The sequence below is a fragment of the Pseudomonas sp. ICBG1301 genome (genome assembly GCF_016918385.1).
In the GTDB taxonomy this organism is placed as follows: Bacteria; Pseudomonadota; Gammaproteobacteria; order Pseudomonadales; family Pseudomonadaceae; genus Aquipseudomonas; species Aquipseudomonas palleroniana.
The window spans coordinates 344343-360540 of record NZ_JAEKGB010000006.1 but is presented as its reverse complement, the minus strand read 5'-3'; the positions used below and the strand labels follow the sequence as shown (position 1 = coordinate 360540).

16 protein-coding genes are annotated in these 16198 nt (G+C 61.5%); 14 read left to right on the top strand and 2 right to left on the bottom strand.

Annotated features, from left to right (window positions below; genetic code table 11):
- Positions 1–53: 53 nt before the first annotated feature.
- From JBE38_RS16965 to JBE38_RS16935, 7 genes are all read left to right on the top strand, one after another.
- Positions 54–650: a septation protein A gene (locus tag JBE38_RS16965; RefSeq protein ID WP_198760663.1), complete on the top strand. Its 597-nt coding sequence runs from the start codon at positions 54–56 to the stop codon at positions 648–650.
- Position 651: 1 nt separating this feature from the next.
- Complete coding sequence (locus tag JBE38_RS16960; RefSeq protein ID WP_090368912.1) at positions 652–951, top strand: YciI family protein; 300 nt, start codon at positions 652–654, stop codon at positions 949–951.
- Between the two features lie 106 nt (positions 952–1057).
- A complete protein-coding gene (locus JBE38_RS16955; protein ID WP_060754158.1) occupies positions 1058–1465 on the top strand; it encodes a hypothetical protein in 408 nt (135 codons plus the stop codon).
- 7 nt (positions 1466–1472) lie between these two features.
- Positions 1473–2150 (top strand): response regulator transcription factor, encoded by a 678-nt coding sequence (locus JBE38_RS16950; RefSeq protein WP_090368910.1) that lies wholly within the window; start codon positions 1473–1475, stop codon positions 2148–2150.
- A gap of 150 nt (positions 2151–2300) precedes the next feature.
- A complete protein-coding gene (locus tag JBE38_RS16945) occupies positions 2301–2771 on the top strand; it encodes an LTXXQ domain protein (protein ID WP_060754160.1) in 471 nt (156 codons plus the stop codon).
- 67 nt (positions 2772–2838) lie between these two features.
- A complete protein-coding gene (locus JBE38_RS16940; protein WP_104994674.1) occupies positions 2839–4182 on the top strand; it encodes a sensor histidine kinase in 1344 nt (447 codons plus the stop codon).
- A 40-nt stretch (positions 4183–4222) separates the two neighbouring features.
- Positions 4223–5572: a CoA transferase gene (locus tag JBE38_RS16935; protein WP_205344713.1), complete on the top strand. Its 1350-nt coding sequence runs from the start codon at positions 4223–4225 to the stop codon at positions 5570–5572.
- 102 nt (positions 5573–5674) lie between these two features.
- On the opposite strand, the gene JBE38_RS16930 is transcribed toward JBE38_RS16935, so the two are convergent.
- Together JBE38_RS16930 and arcD (JBE38_RS16925) are read right to left on the bottom strand one after the other, a co-directional pair.
- Complete coding sequence (locus tag JBE38_RS16930; protein ID WP_205344712.1) at positions 5675–6538, bottom strand: DNA-3-methyladenine glycosylase 2 family protein; 864 nt, start codon at positions 6536–6538, stop codon at positions 5675–5677.
- Entirely contained in the window at positions 6535–7962 is a 1428-nt protein-coding gene (gene arcD, locus JBE38_RS16925; RefSeq protein WP_205344711.1) for an arginine-ornithine antiporter, read from the bottom strand. The genes JBE38_RS16930 and arcD (JBE38_RS16925) overlap by 4 nt, the downstream gene beginning before the upstream one ends.
- A gap of 432 nt (positions 7963–8394) precedes the next feature.
- Here arcD (JBE38_RS16925) and arcD (JBE38_RS16920) point away from each other — a divergent pair, with 432 nt between their 5' ends.
- The 7 genes from arcD (JBE38_RS16920) (at position 8395) to gcvH (ending at position 16190) form a co-directional block, all read left to right on the top strand.
- Positions 8395–9822 carry an arginine-ornithine antiporter gene (gene arcD / locus JBE38_RS16920; RefSeq protein WP_090368897.1) on the top strand — a complete coding sequence of 476 codons (1428 nt, stop codon included), beginning with the start codon at positions 8395–8397 and terminating at the stop codon, positions 9820–9822.
- 40 nt (positions 9823–9862) lie between these two features.
- Entirely contained in the window at positions 9863–11119 is a 1257-nt protein-coding gene (gene arcA / locus JBE38_RS16915) for an arginine deiminase (protein WP_060754166.1), read from the top strand.
- A 69-nt stretch (positions 11120–11188) separates the two neighbouring features.
- Complete coding sequence (locus JBE38_RS16910) at positions 11189–12199, top strand: ornithine carbamoyltransferase (RefSeq protein WP_060754167.1); 1011 nt, start codon at positions 11189–11191, stop codon at positions 12197–12199.
- Positions 12200–12351: 152 nt separating this feature from the next.
- Complete coding sequence (gene arcC, locus JBE38_RS16905) at positions 12352–13281, top strand: carbamate kinase (RefSeq protein WP_090368895.1); 930 nt, start codon at positions 12352–12354, stop codon at positions 13279–13281.
- Between the two features lie 18 nt (positions 13282–13299).
- Positions 13300–13662, top strand: coding sequence for a DUF5064 family protein (locus tag JBE38_RS16900; protein ID WP_060754169.1), 363 nt, complete (start codon positions 13300–13302; stop codon positions 13660–13662).
- 229 nt (positions 13663–13891) lie between these two features.
- Positions 13892–15400 (top strand): sigma-54-dependent transcriptional regulator, encoded by a 1509-nt coding sequence (locus tag JBE38_RS16895; RefSeq protein ID WP_060754170.1) that lies wholly within the window; start codon positions 13892–13894, stop codon positions 15398–15400.
- A gap of 406 nt (positions 15401–15806) precedes the next feature.
- Positions 15807–16190, top strand: coding sequence for a glycine cleavage system protein GcvH (gene gcvH, locus JBE38_RS16890; RefSeq protein ID WP_060754171.1), 384 nt, complete (start codon positions 15807–15809; stop codon positions 16188–16190).
- The last annotated feature ends 8 nt before the right edge of the window (positions 16191–16198 follow it).

The window sequence follows — 16198 nt, the reverse complement described above, 5'->3', positions numbered from 1 at the left end:
GCTACCAAGGATGTTTGTTATTATGCCGCCACATCCAGCTTCTGGCTCTTACTGTGAAACAATTCATCGACTTCATCCCGCTGTTGCTGTTTTTCATCGTTTACAAACTCGACCCCAGGGTCATCGATCTAGCGGGCCACGAGCTGACCGTCGGAGGCATCTACAGCGCCACTGCCGTGCTGATCATCAGCTCAGTGGTGGTCTACGGCGCGATCTTCATTTCCCAGCGCAAACTGGAAAAAAGCCAATGGCTGACCCTGGTCGCCTGCCTGGTCTTCGGCAGCCTGACCCTGGCCTTCCACAGCGAAACCTTCCTCAAGTGGAAAGCCCCGGTGGTGAACTGGCTGTTCGCCCTGGCGTTCATCGGCAGCCACTTCATCGGCGACCGCCTGTTGATCAAGCGGATCATGGGCCATGCACTGACCCTGCCGGAGCCGGTCTGGACACGCCTGAACGTGGCCTGGATCGTGTTTTTCCTGTTCTGCGGCGCCGCCAACCTGTTCGTGGCCTTTACCTTCCAGGACTACTGGGTGGACTTCAAGGTGTTCGGCAGCCTGGCCATGACCGTGCTGTTCCTGGTCGGCCAGGGTATCTACCTGTCCCGTCACCTGCATGACACCGACCCTACCACGCCGAAAACCGAGGACTGACATGCTCTACGCAATCATTGCCACCGACGTCGCCAACTCCCTGGAAAAACGCCTGAGTGTGCGCCCAGCCCACCTGGAGCGTCTGCATGTGCTGCAAGCCGAAGGCCGCTTGGTGCTGGCAGGCCCGCACCCTGCGGTCGACAGCAACGACCCGGGCGCGGCCGGCTTCATTGGCAGCCTGATCGTCGCCGAGTTTGCGTCCCTGGCCGATGCCCAGGCGTGGGCGAAAGCTGATCCGTATGTCGCGGCCGGCGTCTACGCCGATGTGCTGATCAAGCCGTTCAAGCAAGTCCTGCCGTAATGCAAGGAGCGTCGAACCTAATCGGTTCGGCGTACTCCTAATGGCTCATTATTCCCGGTAACCTGCCGACAACGTTCTGAATATTCGTGTGGAATCAGGAGTTCCGATGCGCTTACGTCAGTTGTGTCTGTTGGCAGTGTTAACGATCGGGGCTACGGCCCACGCTGAAGAAACCTCGAGCACCGGCAGTTCCACGCCCCTGTCCTTGAGTGCCGGCAGCCAGATCACCGAGTTGCAGCAACGCTTGCAAGAAAGCGAACGACAACGGGAAGAACTGAGCAAACAACTGCAAAGCGCGGATGCCGCCCGCGAAAGCGCCCAACTGAATCGCTTGCGCCAGGAGAACCAACGCCTGGCCCAGCAACTCAAAGAAACACAGGGTGGCGCCTTGACGCGCTGGCTGACCGAACAACAACAGTGGTTCGTCACGGGTGCGGCCGTCGCGCTGATCGCCTTGCTGTGCGGGATCTTCGCCAGCGGTGGGCACCGTCGCCGTCGACAATGGCTAAATTGAGTAAGTCATGAGCGAGCTGTTACTGATAGATGATGACCAGGAGCTCTGTGAGCTGCTGAGCAGTTGGCTGAGCCAGGAAGGCTTTCACGTACGCGCCTGCCACGATGGTTTGAGCGCCCGCAAAGCCTTGGCCGACGCTGCCCCGGCGGCGGTGGTGCTTGACGTGATGCTGCCCGACGGCAGCGGCCTGGAATTGCTCAAGCAGTTGCGCACCGACCATCCGGAGCTACCGGTACTGATGCTTTCGGCCCGTGGCGAACCGCTGGACCGTATCCTCGGCCTGGAACTGGGCGCCGACGACTACCTGGCCAAACCCTGCGACCCTCGGGAACTCACCGCCCGCCTGCGCGCCGTGCTGCGCCGCAGCCACCCTGCGGCCGTATCCACGCAGATGGAACTGGGCGACCTGTGCTTCAGCCCGGTGCGCGGCGTGGTCAGCATCGATGAACAGGAATTCTCTCTCACCGTCTCCGAAAGCCGTCTGCTGGAAGCCTTGCTGCGCCAGCCCGGCGAACCGCTGGACAAGCAGGAACTGGCGCAGATCGCCCTGGGCCGCAAGCTGACGCTCTACGACCGCAGCCTGGACATGCACGTCAGCAACCTGCGCAAGAAGATCGGCCCGCACCCGGACGGTCGGCCACGGATCGTGGCATTGCGTAGCCGCGGTTACTACTACAGCCTCTGACTACAGATCGTTCCCGTGCGGGAACGGCCTGTGTAAGGCCAGCTTCGAAACCTCTTTACCCAAGCTTTACCCTCAGCTGACCGCCGCTGACCTTGATCTCCTTAATCTACCCACATCCGGACTCACCGGAATAGATACAGGAGAATCACCATGCGCAAGACCCTTATCGCTCTGATGTTCGCCGCTGCCCTGCCGACCGTTGCCATGGCCGCCATGCCGGAAGGCCCAGGCCCAGGCCCGATGGGCGGCCCTGAAGGTCACATGATGGGTGGCCCGGGCCACGGCGGTGAACACGGTCCACGCGGCAGAGGCGGCCCATTCCGCGAGCTGGACCTGAGCAAGGAACAACGCCAGCAAATCGGCAAGTTGATGGGTGAGCAATGGCACGCTCGCAAAGACCTGGTCAAAAAGTACCTGGACAAACTCCCGGCCGCCGACCAGAAAGCCATGCAGGATGAAATCGAGGCGGGCAAGCTGAAAACCCAGGCCGACATCCGCGCCGTGCTGAAACCCGATCAGCAGAAGAAATTCGACGAGATCGTCAAGAAACAAGCCGAGCGCCGTGCCGAATGGAAGGAATTCCAAGCCTGGAAAGCCCAACAGCCGCAAAAAGCGCAATAATGCTCTAGCTTTACTTCCCCCAGCCCAGCGGCGCACCCGCTGGGCTTTTCCTGTTTGAGGGTTTCCTGTGCGCTCATTGTTCTGGCGGATCCTGGCAAGTTTCTGGCTGGCCATCGCCTTGGTTGCCGGGTTATCGATCCTGCTTGGGCACATGCTTAATCAAGATGCCTGGATTCTCAGCCGCCACCCCGGCCTGCGCAATCTGGCGCAGGAATGGACCCAGCTCTATGAAGCCCAAGGCGAGGACGCCGCGCAGGACTTGCTGCAGCAGCGCAAACGCCAGTACCACATCGACGTGCAGGTGCTGAACGAAAGCGGCGATCCAGTGGTGCGCGGCACCTTCCCGCGCCGCGCCGCCGCTTTCGAAGCCAAACAGAACGACAGCAAGGACGGCCACCTGCCGTGGCGGCGCCTGACCGCCGAGTACACCAGCGAAAAAACCGGTGACACTTACCTGCTGATCTACCGCATCCCCCACCCGGAACTGGACGCCTGGCATCGGGGCAGCCTGATGTGGCCGCTGAGCGCCTTGGCGATTGCCCTGGTGGTGCTGACCCTGTTCAGCCTGCTGGTGACGTTGTCCATCACCCGCCCGCTCAGCCGTCTGCGCGGGGCTGTGCACGATCTTGGCCAGACCACCTACCAGCAGAACAGCCTGGCGAAACTGGCCAACCGCCGCGATGAGTTCGGCGTACTGGCCAACGACTTCAACCGCATGGGCGCACGCCTGCAAAGCCTGATCGGCAGCCAACGCCAGTTGCTGCGCGATGTGTCCCACGAACTGCGTTCACCGTTGGCCCGCCTGCGCATCGCCCTGGCCCTGGCCGAACGCGCCAGCCCCGAAGAGCGCGAGCGCCTGTGGCCGCGCCTGACCCGCGAATGCGACCGCCTGGAAGCGCTGATCAGCGAAATCCTGGTGCTTGCCCGCGTCGATGCCGACAACGCCAGTGCCGAAGAAATGGACCTGGTCCCGCTGCTCAAAACCCTGCAAAAGGACGCCCAGCTCGGTGCACCGGAGCAGGTAGTCGCGCTGAACGCCGACGCCGACCTGCACCTCAAAGGCTGGCCGACCATGATCGAACGGGCGGTGGATAACCTGTTGCGCAATGCCCAACGCTTCAACCCACCGGGGCAGCCTATCGAGTTGCAAGCCCAACGCCAGGGTGAGCGCATTCTGATCAGCGTGCGTGACCATGGCCCCGGCGTCGAAGCCGAGCACCTGAGCCAGCTGGGCGAACCGTTTTACCGCGCCCCCGGCCAGACCGCCCAGGGCCACGGTCTTGGCCTGGCCATTGCGCGCCGCGCCGCCGAACGCCATGGCGGCAGCCTGCTCCTGAGCAACCATCCCGACGGCGGTTTTATCGCCAGTATCGACCTGCCGTTGCAACCTGGGGTTGTCACGCCGGTGTGATGATCTTCTATAGTGGCCCTTCTCTTACGGAGGGCCTTTGATGATTGACTTGCTGACACCCATCCAAGCCGCACTCGATTTACCGCCGACCCCACTGGCCAGAACCTCGGCCGGTGCCCTGCCCTCGACCTTCGCCGTCACCGAACTGGCCGTTGCCAGCATCGGCGCCGCCGGCCAGGCCGTCGCGCAACTGGTCCAGCAACAGACCGGACGCTTGCCTGCGGTCACGGTGGACCAGCGCCTGGCATCCTTCTGGTTCTCGTCGTCGATTCGCCCGGTTGGCTGGCAGGTACCGCCGCTGTGGGACCCGGTAGCCGGTGACTATGCCAGTGCCGACGGCTGGATTCGTTTACACACCAACGCACCCCATCACCGCGCGGCCGCCGAAAGCATACTGGGCAAAGTCACCGACCGAACCGACATGGCCGGCAAAGTGGCAACCTGGAACGCTGCAAACCTGGAGCAGGCGATCGTCGATGCGGGCGGTTGCGCCGCGCAGATGCGTAGCTGGCAGGCCTGGCAAACCCACCCCCAAGGGTTGGCGGTGAATGCCGAGGCGTTGGTACAGCGACGTACCTTCGACACGGTGACTGAACAACCCTGGCTCGGCTCCGTCGCGCGCCCACTGGCGGGGATCAAGGTGCTTGACCTCACCCGGGTTTTGGCCGGCCCCGTGGCCAGCCGCTTCCTGGCTGGCCTCGGCGCCGATGTGCTGCGTATCGATTCACCCAGCTGGAACGAACCGGGCGTGGTGCCGGAGATGACCCTGGGTAAACGCTGCGCCCGTCTGGACCTGAAAAGCGCCGAAGGCCGGCAGATCTTCGAGACGCTGCTCAAAGATGCGGACATCCTGTTCCACGGCTATCGCGCCGACGCCCTGGAGCACCTGGGCTACAACGCCGAGGAACGGCAACGACTCGCCCCCGGCCTGATCGACGCGAGTCTCAACGCTTACGGCTGGAGCGGGCCGTGGCGCAATCGGCGCGGTTTCGACAGCCTGGTGCAGATGAGCAGCGGGATTGCCGAAGCCGGCATGGCCTGGCAACAGGCGGACAGACCGGTGCCGCTACCGGTACAGGCGCTGGATCATGCTACCGGGTATCTGCTGGCGGCCGGTGCGATTCAAGCCTTGAGTGAGCGCTTGAAAACCGGGCGTGGCGGTTCGGCGCGGTTGTCATTGGCCCGCACGGCGAAGTTGCTGGTGGACGCCGGGCCAGTGCCCGCGCAACCGGCGCTACGCGCTGAAGGGCCGGATGATCAAGGCTTGGTGGTGGAACCGACGGCCTGGGGCCCGGCGCACCGGTTGCTGGCGCCGTTGAGCATCAGCGGGACGCCATTGCAGTGGGAGTTGCCGGCTGGGGAACTGGGTTCGCATCGACCGCAGTGGTGACCTTAAGACTGCTATCGGGAGCAAGCCCCCTCCCACACTCGACTGCATTGCAAATCAAGTGTGGGAAGGGGCTTGCTCCCGATGAGGCCAGTACTGCCACAATCAATCCCCCCGGTTCAGCGACGTCCACAAATGCTGCGCCGCATAGGCCCTCAAAGGCCGCCATGCCTCGGCTCGGGCCAGCAATTGTCGCGCCGAAACCGGCCCGCCCTCTAACGCTGCCAACGCATTGATCAAGCCGATATCGCCGGAGGCAAACGCGTCCGGCTCGCGCATCTGACGCATGGCGATGTAGTGCGCGGTCCAGTCGCCGATGCCCGGCAAGGCCACCAGCCGCGCCACGCCCTCCTTGAGAGTGGCCTTGGGCTCGAATACATGCGGATCATCCAGCCACGCCTGGGCCACTCCCGACAAGGTCCGTCCCCGCGCCTTGGGCATGCCCAGGCTCGCCAGGTCCGCTGCGGCGAGGACCTGGGCCGTGGGGAACGCATGGGTAATGCCCGGGTGCGGTGTTTGCAGCGGCCGCCCATAATGCGCCACCAACTTGCCTGCCAGGCGGATAGCCGCAACCACTGTGATCTGCTGCCCCAGCACCGCGCGAATCGCCAGCTCCAGCCCATCCCAAGTGCCTGGAACCCGAAGCCCCGGGCGAGCGGCGACCAATGCGGCCATCAGCGGATCGGCAGCCAATTGCGCGCCGATCAACTCGGGCTGTGCGTCCAGATCAAACATTGCCCTCAAGCGTCGCTCGATCTCGGGCAGGGCCTGCGCGTCGGGAAACGCCACCTCAACCTCCAACCAATCGCCCGAACCCGGCGCCACACAGATCCAACCCAACTGCCCATTCACACTGATGCTGCGCCGATACACGCCGTCGACCAGGGTTTCCAGGCCGGTAATTGCACGCATCGTCAGAAAATCCACCATCGCCGCCCAATCATAGGGCGGCTGATACACCAGTCTCACAACGACAACACCCCGCTGTACAAGCCATACGCCGCCAGGCCTGCGCCGGCGATCACGCCGCTGAAAATGCCTTTTTCCATCAGCGTGAACAAGGGGCGGCCCTGTTCGCGCTTGGCCTGGGCGAACAGAATCACCCCCGGTGCGTAAAGCAGTGCTGACAACAACAGGTATTTCAGGCCCGCGGCGTAGAGCAGCCAGAGGGCATAACCGACGGCGATCAGCCCGACCAGTAAATCCTGCCGGCGTCGGCGCTGGGCGCCTTCATAGGTTTCGCCGCGCCCGCTCAGCAACACGGCATAGGCCGCCGACCAGAGATAGGGCACCAGAATCATCGAAGACGCGAGGTAAATCAGGGTGGTGTAGGTGCTTTGGGAAAACAGCGTCACCACCAGAAAAGCCTGGATCATCACGTTGGTCAGCCACAAGGCGTTGACCGGCACCTGATTGGCGTTTTCCTTTTTCAGGAAGGCCGGCATGGTCTTGTCCTGCGCCGTGGAGTAGAGGATCTCGGCGCAGAGCAACGCCCACGAGAGCAAGGCCCCCAGCAATGACACCGCCAGGCCGAGGCTGATCAGCATCGCGCCCCACGGGCCAACGATATGTTCCAGCACGCCGGCCAGGGACGGGTTTTGCAATTGCGCCAACTCCGGCCGGCTCATGATGCCCAGGGACAACACATTCACCAGCACCAGCAGCGCCAGCACGCCAAGAAAGCCGATCACCGTGGCGCGCCCCACATCCACGCGTTTCTCGGCCCGCGCCGAATACACGCTGGCCCCCTCGATGCCGATGAACACAAACACGGTGACCAGCATCATGTGGCGCACCTGGTCGACCACGCTGCCGATCTTCGGGTTGCCCAGGCCCCAGATATCCCGGGTGAAGATATCCGCCTTGAACGCCACGGCGGCGATCACGATAAACATCAGCAGCGGCACGATCTTCGCCACGGTAGTGATCTGGTTGATGAACGCCGCCTCCTTGATCCCGCGCAGTACCAGAAAATGCACCGCCCACAGCAACAGCGACGCACAGCCGATGGCGACCGGCGTATTCCCCTGGCCGAACACCGGAAAAAAGTAGCCGAGGGTGCTGAACAGCAAGACGAAGTAGCCGACGTTGCCCATCCAGGCACTGATCCAATAGCCCCACGCCGATGAGAAGCCCATGTAGTCGCCAAACCCGGCCTTGGCATAGGCATACACTCCGGAATCCAGCTCGGGCTTGCGATTGGCCAGGGTCTGGAACACGAACGCGAGGGTCAGCATGCCGACGGCGGTGATGGCCCAACCAATCAATACGGCACCCACCTCGGCGCGGGCAGCCATGTTTTGCGGCAGAGAAAAGATCCCGCCGCCAATCATCGATCCCACCACCAAGGCAATCAGGGCACTGAGTCGCAGTTTCTGCGGCGATTGGGACATGAACACTCCTGATGAACAACAACTTGAGCTGAAAACTGTGCACTTCGCTCATTGACTCGGCGAGCGCAACGTTTATTAGAAACCGCGATAAAACTTACTTATTCATAACGTAGCGGCATTTCAATTAATCCGATTCGGGTTTATTTAGAATTTAAATACTGCAATCTATGGCCTATCGCCATCTTTCTGTCAAAAGTTTGCACAATCGAGAATACAGACTAGTTTAAAACATCCATACCGCTGCCCACTGATTAACCACAAAGAAGAGAGCGCTCTAGAAAGCGTTTCTCCGAGGATTTTTATCGCCCGCGAATCGCCATCCTAAGTCATTAATTCACAATGGAATGTGCCAATGAAGTGATCTGAGTCAGCTGTTTGATTAGCGCACAGAATTATTCTGTGGTCTCTCTTCTCCTGCATTGGAGTCATGCAATGTCTGAAACTCCCGGAAAACTTAGGCTGGGTGCACTGGTTGCACTTGTCGTGGGTTCGATGATTGGCGGCGGGATCTTTTCTTTGCCGCAAAACATGGCCGCCAGCGCCGACGTCGGCGCCGTATTGATTGGCTGGTTCATCACCGCCATCGGCATGCTGACCCTCGCATTTGTGTTTCAGACCCTGGCCAACCGCAAGCCCGACCTCGACGGCGGGGTGTATGCCTACGCCAAAGCCGGGTTCGGCGACTACATGGGCTTCTCATCGGCGTGGGGCTATTGGATCAGCGCCTGGCTGGGCAACGTCGGCTACTTCGTCTTGCTGTTCAGCACCCTCGGTTACTTCTTCCCGATCTTCGGCGAGGGCAACACGCCGGCAGCCGTGATCGGCGCCTCGGTGCTGCTGTGGGCCGTGCATTTCCTGGTGCTGCGTGGCATCAAGGAAGCGGCGTTCATCAACCTGGTGACTACCGTCGCCAAGGTGGTGCCGCTGCTGCTGTTCGTGTTGATCGCCCTGTTCGCGTTCAAGCTGGACATCTTCACCGCTGATATCTGGGGCGTGAAAAACCCCGACTTGGGCAGCGTGGCGAACCAGGTGCGCAACATGATGCTGGTCACCGTGTGGGTGTTCATCGGCATCGAAGGCGCGAGCATCTTCTCGTCCCGTGCGCAAAAGCGCAGTGACGTGGGCAAGGCCACCGTGATCGGCTTTATTACCGTGCTGCTGTTCTTGATGCTGGTGAACGTGCTGTCCCTGGGGATCATGACCCAGCCGGAACTGGCCAAGCTGCAGAACCCGTCGATGGCCGCCGTGCTGGAACATGTGGTGGGCCACTGGGGCGCGATACTGATCAGCGTCGGCTTGATCATCTCGCTGCTGGGAGCACTGCTGTCGTGGGTGCTGCTGTGTGCGGAGATCATGTTCGCCGCAGCCAAGGACCACACCATGCCGGAGTTTTTGCGCCGCGAAAACGCCAACCACGTGCCGGTCAACGCGCTGTGGTTGACCAACGCGATGGTGCAGCTGTTCCTGGTGATCACGCTGTTTTCCGCCAGCACCTACCTGTCGCTGATCTACCTCGCCACCTCGATGATCCTGGTGCCTTACCTGTGGTCGGCGGCCTACGCCCTGTTGCTGGCGGTACGCGGCGAGACCTACGAAAACGCCCTGCGCGAACGCAGGAAAGACCTGTGCATCGGCGCCATCGCCCTGATCTACGCGATCTGGCTGCTCTACGCCGGCGGCACCAAATACCTGTTGCTCTCCGCCCTGCTCTACGCCCCCGGCGCGATCCTGTTCGCCAAGGCCAAGCATGAACTGGGCAAACCGATTTTCACCAACGTCGAGAAGCTGATTTTCGCCGCTGTGGTCATAGGCGCCCTGCTGGCTGCCTACGGCCTCTACGACGGCTTCCTGACCCTATAGCGCTTTATCCAAAAGAAGTGTTTCTACTGGAGGATCTGTAATGACCACCGAAAAAGTGAAGTACGGCGTACATTCCGAAGCCGGCAAACTGCGCAAAGTCATGGTGTGCTCCCCAGGCTTGGCCCACCAGCGGCTGACCCCCAACAACTGCGATGAACTGCTGTTCGATGACGTACTGTGGGTCGCCCAGGCCAAGCGCGACCATTTTGATTTCGTCACCAAAATGCGCGAGCGGGACGTTGATGTGCTGGAAATGCACAACCTGCTCACCGATATCGTCGCGATCCCTGAAGCCCTGGATTGGATCCTGGAACGCAAGATCACCGCCAATACCGTGGGCCTGGGCCTGGTCGATGAAGTCGGCTCGTGGCTGCGCAGCCTTGAGCCGCGCAAGATCAGCGAATTCCTGATTGGCGGCGTGTCGGCCGATGACCTGCCGAGCAGCTTCGGTGGCAGGACCCTCGAGATGTTCCGCGACTTCCTCGGGCATTCGAGCTTCATCCTGCCGCCGCTGCCCAACACCCAGTTCACCCGCGACACCACCTGCTGGATCTACGGCGGTGTGACGCTGAACCCCATGTACTGGCCGGCGCGACGCCAAGAGACGCTGCTGACCACCGCCATCTACAAATTCCACCCTGAATTCACCAACGCGGACTTCCAGATCTGGTACGGCGACCCCGACCAGGAGCACGGTGCCTCCACCCTGGAAGGCGGCGACGTGATGCCTATCGGCAACGGCGTGGTGTTGATCGGCATGGGCGAGCGTTCGTCCCACCAGGCGATCGGCCAACTGGCGCGCAACCTGTTCAAGAACAAGGCGGTGGAGAAAGTGATCGTTGCCGGCCTGCCGAAATCCCGTGCGGCGATGCACCTGGACACCGTGTTCAGCTTCTGCGACCGCGACCTGGTCACCATCTTCCCCGAAGTGGTCAACCAGATCGTGCCCTTCACCCTGCGCCCTGACGAGAGCAAGCCCCACGGTATCGATATTCACCGGGAGAAAACCAACTTCCTCGACACCGTCGCCGCCGCCCTTGGCCTCAAGGCCCTGCGCGTGGTGGAAACCGGCGGCAACAGCTTCGCCGCCGAACGCGAGCAGTGGGACGACGGCAACAACGTCGTCGCCCTGGAGCCGGGCGTCGTGATCGGCTACGACCGCAACACCTCCACCAACACCCTGCTGCGCAAGGCCGGTGTGGAAGTCATCACCATCAGCGCCGGTGAACTGGGCCGTGGCCGTGGCGGCGGCCACTGCATGACCTGCCCGATCATCCGCGACCCTATCGACTACTAAACGACCATCTTCCCGGCGGCGTCCACCCGAAGCCGACCGGGCCGATTACCGAATCCAAGGAGAATCATCATGGCGTTCAACATCCACAACCGTAACCTGCTCAGCCTGGAACACCACACCCCGCGCGAGCTGCGCTACCTGCTGGACCTGTCCCGCGACCTCAAGCGCGCCAAGTACACCGGCACCGAACAGCAGCACTTGAAGGGCAACAACATTGCGCTGATCTTCGAAAAAACCTCGACACGCACCCGCTGCGCTTTCGAAGTGGCAGCCTATGACCAGGGCGCCAATGTCACCTACATCGACCCGAACTCCTCGCAGATCGGCCACAAAGAGAGCATGAAGGACACCGCCCGCGTGCTCGGGCGCATGTATGACGCCATCGAATACCGCGGTTTCAAGCAGGAAATCGTCGAGGAGCTGGCCAAGTTCGCCGGCGTGCCGGTGTTCAACGGCCTGACCGATGAATACCACCCCACCCAGATGATCGCTGACGTGCTGACCATGCGTGAACACGCTGACAAGCCCATCCACGAGATCAGCTACGCCTACCTGGGTGACGCACGCAACAATATGGGCAACTCGCTGTTGCTGGTGGGCGCCAAGCTGGGTATGGACGTACGCATCTGCGCGCCCAAGGCTTTGTGGCCTCACGACGACCTGGTGGGCCGCTGCAAGCAATACGCGCAAGAAAGCGGCGCACGCATCACCCTCACCGATGACCCGAAAGCTGCGGTCAAAGGCGTGGACTTCATCCACACCGACGTATGGGTATCCATGGGCGAGCCCGTGGAAGCCTGGGCAGAGCGTATCGAGCAATTGCTGCCGTACCAGGTCAACAGCGAATTGATGAAAGCCACCGGCAACCCGCGCACCAAGTTCATGCACTGCCTGCCGGCGTTCCATAACAGCGATACCAAGGTCGGCAAGCAGATCGCCGAGCAGTACCCGCACCTGGCCAACGGCATTGAAGTGACCGATGACGTGTTCGAATCGCCGGCCTGCATCGCCTTCGAACAGGCGGAGAACCGCATGCACACCATCAAGGCGATCCTGGTCTCGACCCTGGCTGATTTGTAAACCATTGAAGGAACACGGATAAAACTGTGGGAGGGGGGTTGCTCCCGATGGCGGTGGGTCAGTTAACAGATTTGCTGAATGACACACCGCTATCGGGAGCAAGCCCCCTCCCACACTGTGTTCACAACGCAGAATTACAGAGGGACTTTTGTATGCGTATCGTCGTTGCACTGGGCGGTAACGCCCTGCTCCGCCGTGGCGAACCCATGACAGCGGACAATCAACGCGCCAATATCCGAATCGCCACCGAACAGATCGCCAAGATCCACCCCGGCAACGAGCTGGTGATCGCCCACGGCAATGGCCCGCAGGTCGGCCTGCTGTCGTTGCAGGCGGCGGCCTACACCCAGGTTTCGCCGTACCCGCTGGACGTGTTGGGTGCAGAGACCGAAGGCATGATCGGCTACATCATCGAACAGGAACTGGGCAACCTGCTGGACTTCGAAGTGCCGTTCGCCACCCTGCTCACCCAGGTGGAAGTCGACGCCAAGGACCCGGCCTTCCAGAACCCGAGCAAACCCATCGGCCCGGTGTACTCCAAGGCCGAAGCTGAAAAACTGGCGGGCGAAAAAGGCTGGGCCATTGCTCCGGACGGCGACAAGTATCGTCGTGTGGTCGCCAGCCCACGCCCCAAACGTATCTTCGAAATCCGCCCGATCAAATGGCTACTGGAAAAAAGCAGCATCGTGATCTGCGCCGGCGGCGGCGGTATCCCGACGATGTACGGCGAAGACGGCAAGCTGCGCGGCATTGAGGCAGTGATCGACAAAGACCTGTGTTCCTCGCTGCTGGCCTCGCAACTGGACGCCGATTTGCTGGTGATCGCCACCGACGTCAACGCCGCCTTTATCGACTACGGCAAGCCGACCCAGAAAGCGATCGCCCAGGCCCATCCGGACGACATCGAAAAACTCGGCTTCGCCGCCGGCTCCATGGGCCCCAAGGTCCAGGCGGCCTGCGAGTTCGCCCGCCGAACTGGCAAAACCGCGGTCATCGGTTCACTCTCGGACATCGAAGCCATTGTCCAGGGCCACGCCGGTACACGCATCAGCACGGCAAAACCTGGCATCACCTATCTGTGAAGTAGAGGAGAGACGCCTATGGCTACCTTTGAACCCGGTCACTTGCACGTTGAACGTCACGCACTCAACAAGGATGACTACAGCTACAACCTGTGCATCGACTATGAAGTCAGCCAGGATCCAAAGGAAGGCAAAGGAATGCTGTTCAAGCTGCACGGTTCGGTGCAGGGCAAGGAACTCAAGGAAGAGTTCTACCTGCCCAAGGACCAGGCTTTCGACTTTGCGCGCCATGCGATGAACATTGCGCAGAAGTACGGGATGCCGAAGATCGCCGTACTCAATGGCTCGATGCACAAGCAATACGACTTGATGTTCGAGGATGTACGGCATCAGCTAGATGTGAAATCCGGCGATCCGATCAAGCCAGAGCATCTGGCCTGACCGCCGCGACCAAGCTCTTGTAGTGAGCGGGCTTGCCCCGCGCCGGGTGGCGCAGCCGCCCCAAACCGAGGCACCTCGGTCTTTCTGAACCACCGCGGCGTCCTTGTTGGGGCGGCTACGCCACCCAGCGCGGGGCAAGCCCGCTCACTACAGATCGCCCGCAGTTTGAACTCGATCGTCTGCAAGGCATACTGGCCACCTTCCGCATCACAGAACCCAACACCACCCCATGCGTATCCACGTCAGCTTCATCGACCGCGTCGGCATTACCCAGGAAGTCCTGGCCCTGCTCGGTGGGCGCAATCTCAACCTGGATGCGGTGGAAATGGTACCGCCCAACGTCTACATCGACGCACCGACCCTCAGCGCCGAGGTGCTGGAAGAACTGCGCGATGCGCTGTTCAGCGTGCAGGGGGTGCAAGCGGTGACGGTGGTGGACATCCTCCCCGGCCAGCGTCGCCACCTGCAGCTCGACGCCCTGCTGGCCGCCATGACCGACCCGGTATTGGCCCTGGACAGTGCCGGCAAGATCCTGCTGGCCAACCCCGCACTGATCGCCTTGTATGGTCGCGAACCCGCCGGGGAAAGCATCAGCGAGCTGTTCAACGACCCGGCACTGCTGGAGACCTTGCTGGAACAGGGCTTTCGTTTGCCCCTGCGCGAGATCAGCGTCAACGGCCAGACCCTGCTGCTGGACGCCACGCCGATCACCGACGCCGGCGCCCTGCTGACCCTCTACCCACCCAACCGCATCGGTGAACAGCTGTCGGCCTTGCACCACGACCATGCCGAAGGTTTTGATGCACTGCTGGGCGAGTCCCCGGTGATCCGCACTCTCAAGGCGCGCGCGCAGCGGGTGGCCGCTCTGGATGCACCGCTGTTGATCCAGGGCGAAACCGGCACCGGCAAAGAGTTGGTGGCGCGGGCCTGCCATGCGAGCAGTGCGCGGCACAGTGCGCCGTTCTTGGCCTTGAACTGTGCGGCACTGCCGGAGAACCTCGCCGAGAGTGAGTTGTTCGGCTACGCCCCGGGCGCCTTCACCGGTGCCCAGCGCGGCGGCAAGCCGGGGCTGATGGAACTGGCCAACCAGGGCACAGTGTTCCTGGATGAGATCGGCGAGATGTCGCCGTATTTGCAGGCCAAGTTGCTGCGGTTTCTCAACGATGGCAGTTTCCGTCGTGTGGGCGGCGACCGTGAAGTGCGGGTCAACGTGCGCATCCTCAGCGCCACCCACCGTGACTTGGAGAAGATGGTCAGCGAAGGCACCTTTCGCGAAGACCTGTTTTATCGACTTAATGTGCTCAACGTCGAAGTGCCGCCATTGCGCGAACGCGGCCAGGACATCCTGCTGCTCGCCCGCTACTTCATGCAGCAGGCTTGCGCGCAGATCCAGCGCCCGGTGTGCCGCCTGGCGCCCGGCACCTACCCGGCACTGCTAGGCAACCGCTGGCCGGGCAATGTGCGCCAACTGCAAAACGTGATCTTCCGCGCCGCCGCCATCTGCGAAAGCAGCCTGGTGGACATCGGCGACCTGGACATCGCCGGCACGTCGGTAGCACGCCAGAGCGACGGCGAAGTCGACAGCCTGGAACAGGCCGTGGAAGACTTCGAGCGCAACCTGCTGGAGACGCTCTACACCAGCTACCCCTCGACCCGCCAACTGGCGAGCCGCCTGCAAACCTCCCACACGGCCATCGCCCATCGCCTGCGTAAATACGGCATCCCCAACAAACCCTGACTGAACAGCGATCCAATTGTGGGAGGGGGCTTGCTCCCGATGGCGGTGTGTCAGCCAACACATGAGGTGTCTGATTTGCCGCCATCGGGAGCAAGCCCCCTCCCACAGGTGAGTGCACTGCAAAATCAGGTCCAGGAACGACATTGGCTGTACTGAAAGCGCTACAGCGTAACGATATCGCTACAACCCTGTTTTTTGCGCGCCATGCAAGGCTTTGATCCGCATAGGCTTTTTTTCGCAGGTCGCGCTGTAGCGAAATCGCTACAGCCAAAACGCATAGCGCTATAACCATTTTTAATAACTGACTGATTTATAACGGTTTTATAAGATTGGCCGCAATATTGCTAAGCAACTCCCCATTATTCCAATCCCGTCCACCAGACGAATCTGGCCCTGAGGAGTTTCCATGAGCGAGTTGCGTTTCACTGAAGATCACGAATGGCTGCGCGCCGAAGCTGACGGCAGCGTCACCGTGGGTATCACCGCTTTTGCGCAGAATGCGCTGGGTGACGTGGTTTTCGTGCAACTGCCGGAGTTGCAGAGCTACGACAAGGGTGCCGAAGCGTCCACAGTGGAATCGGTAAAAGCCGCCAGCGGTGTGTACATGCCGCTGACCGGCGAAGTGCTGGCAGTGAACGAAGCCTTGAGCGACAGCCCGGAACTGGTCAACGAAGACCCGATGGGCGAAGGCTGGTTCTTCCGCTTCAAACCGGCTGATGCCGGTGCAATGGCTAAGCTGTTGGATCAGGATGCGTACGACCGCCTGATCAAAGCCAACGCTGACGCTTGAGGAGCCCG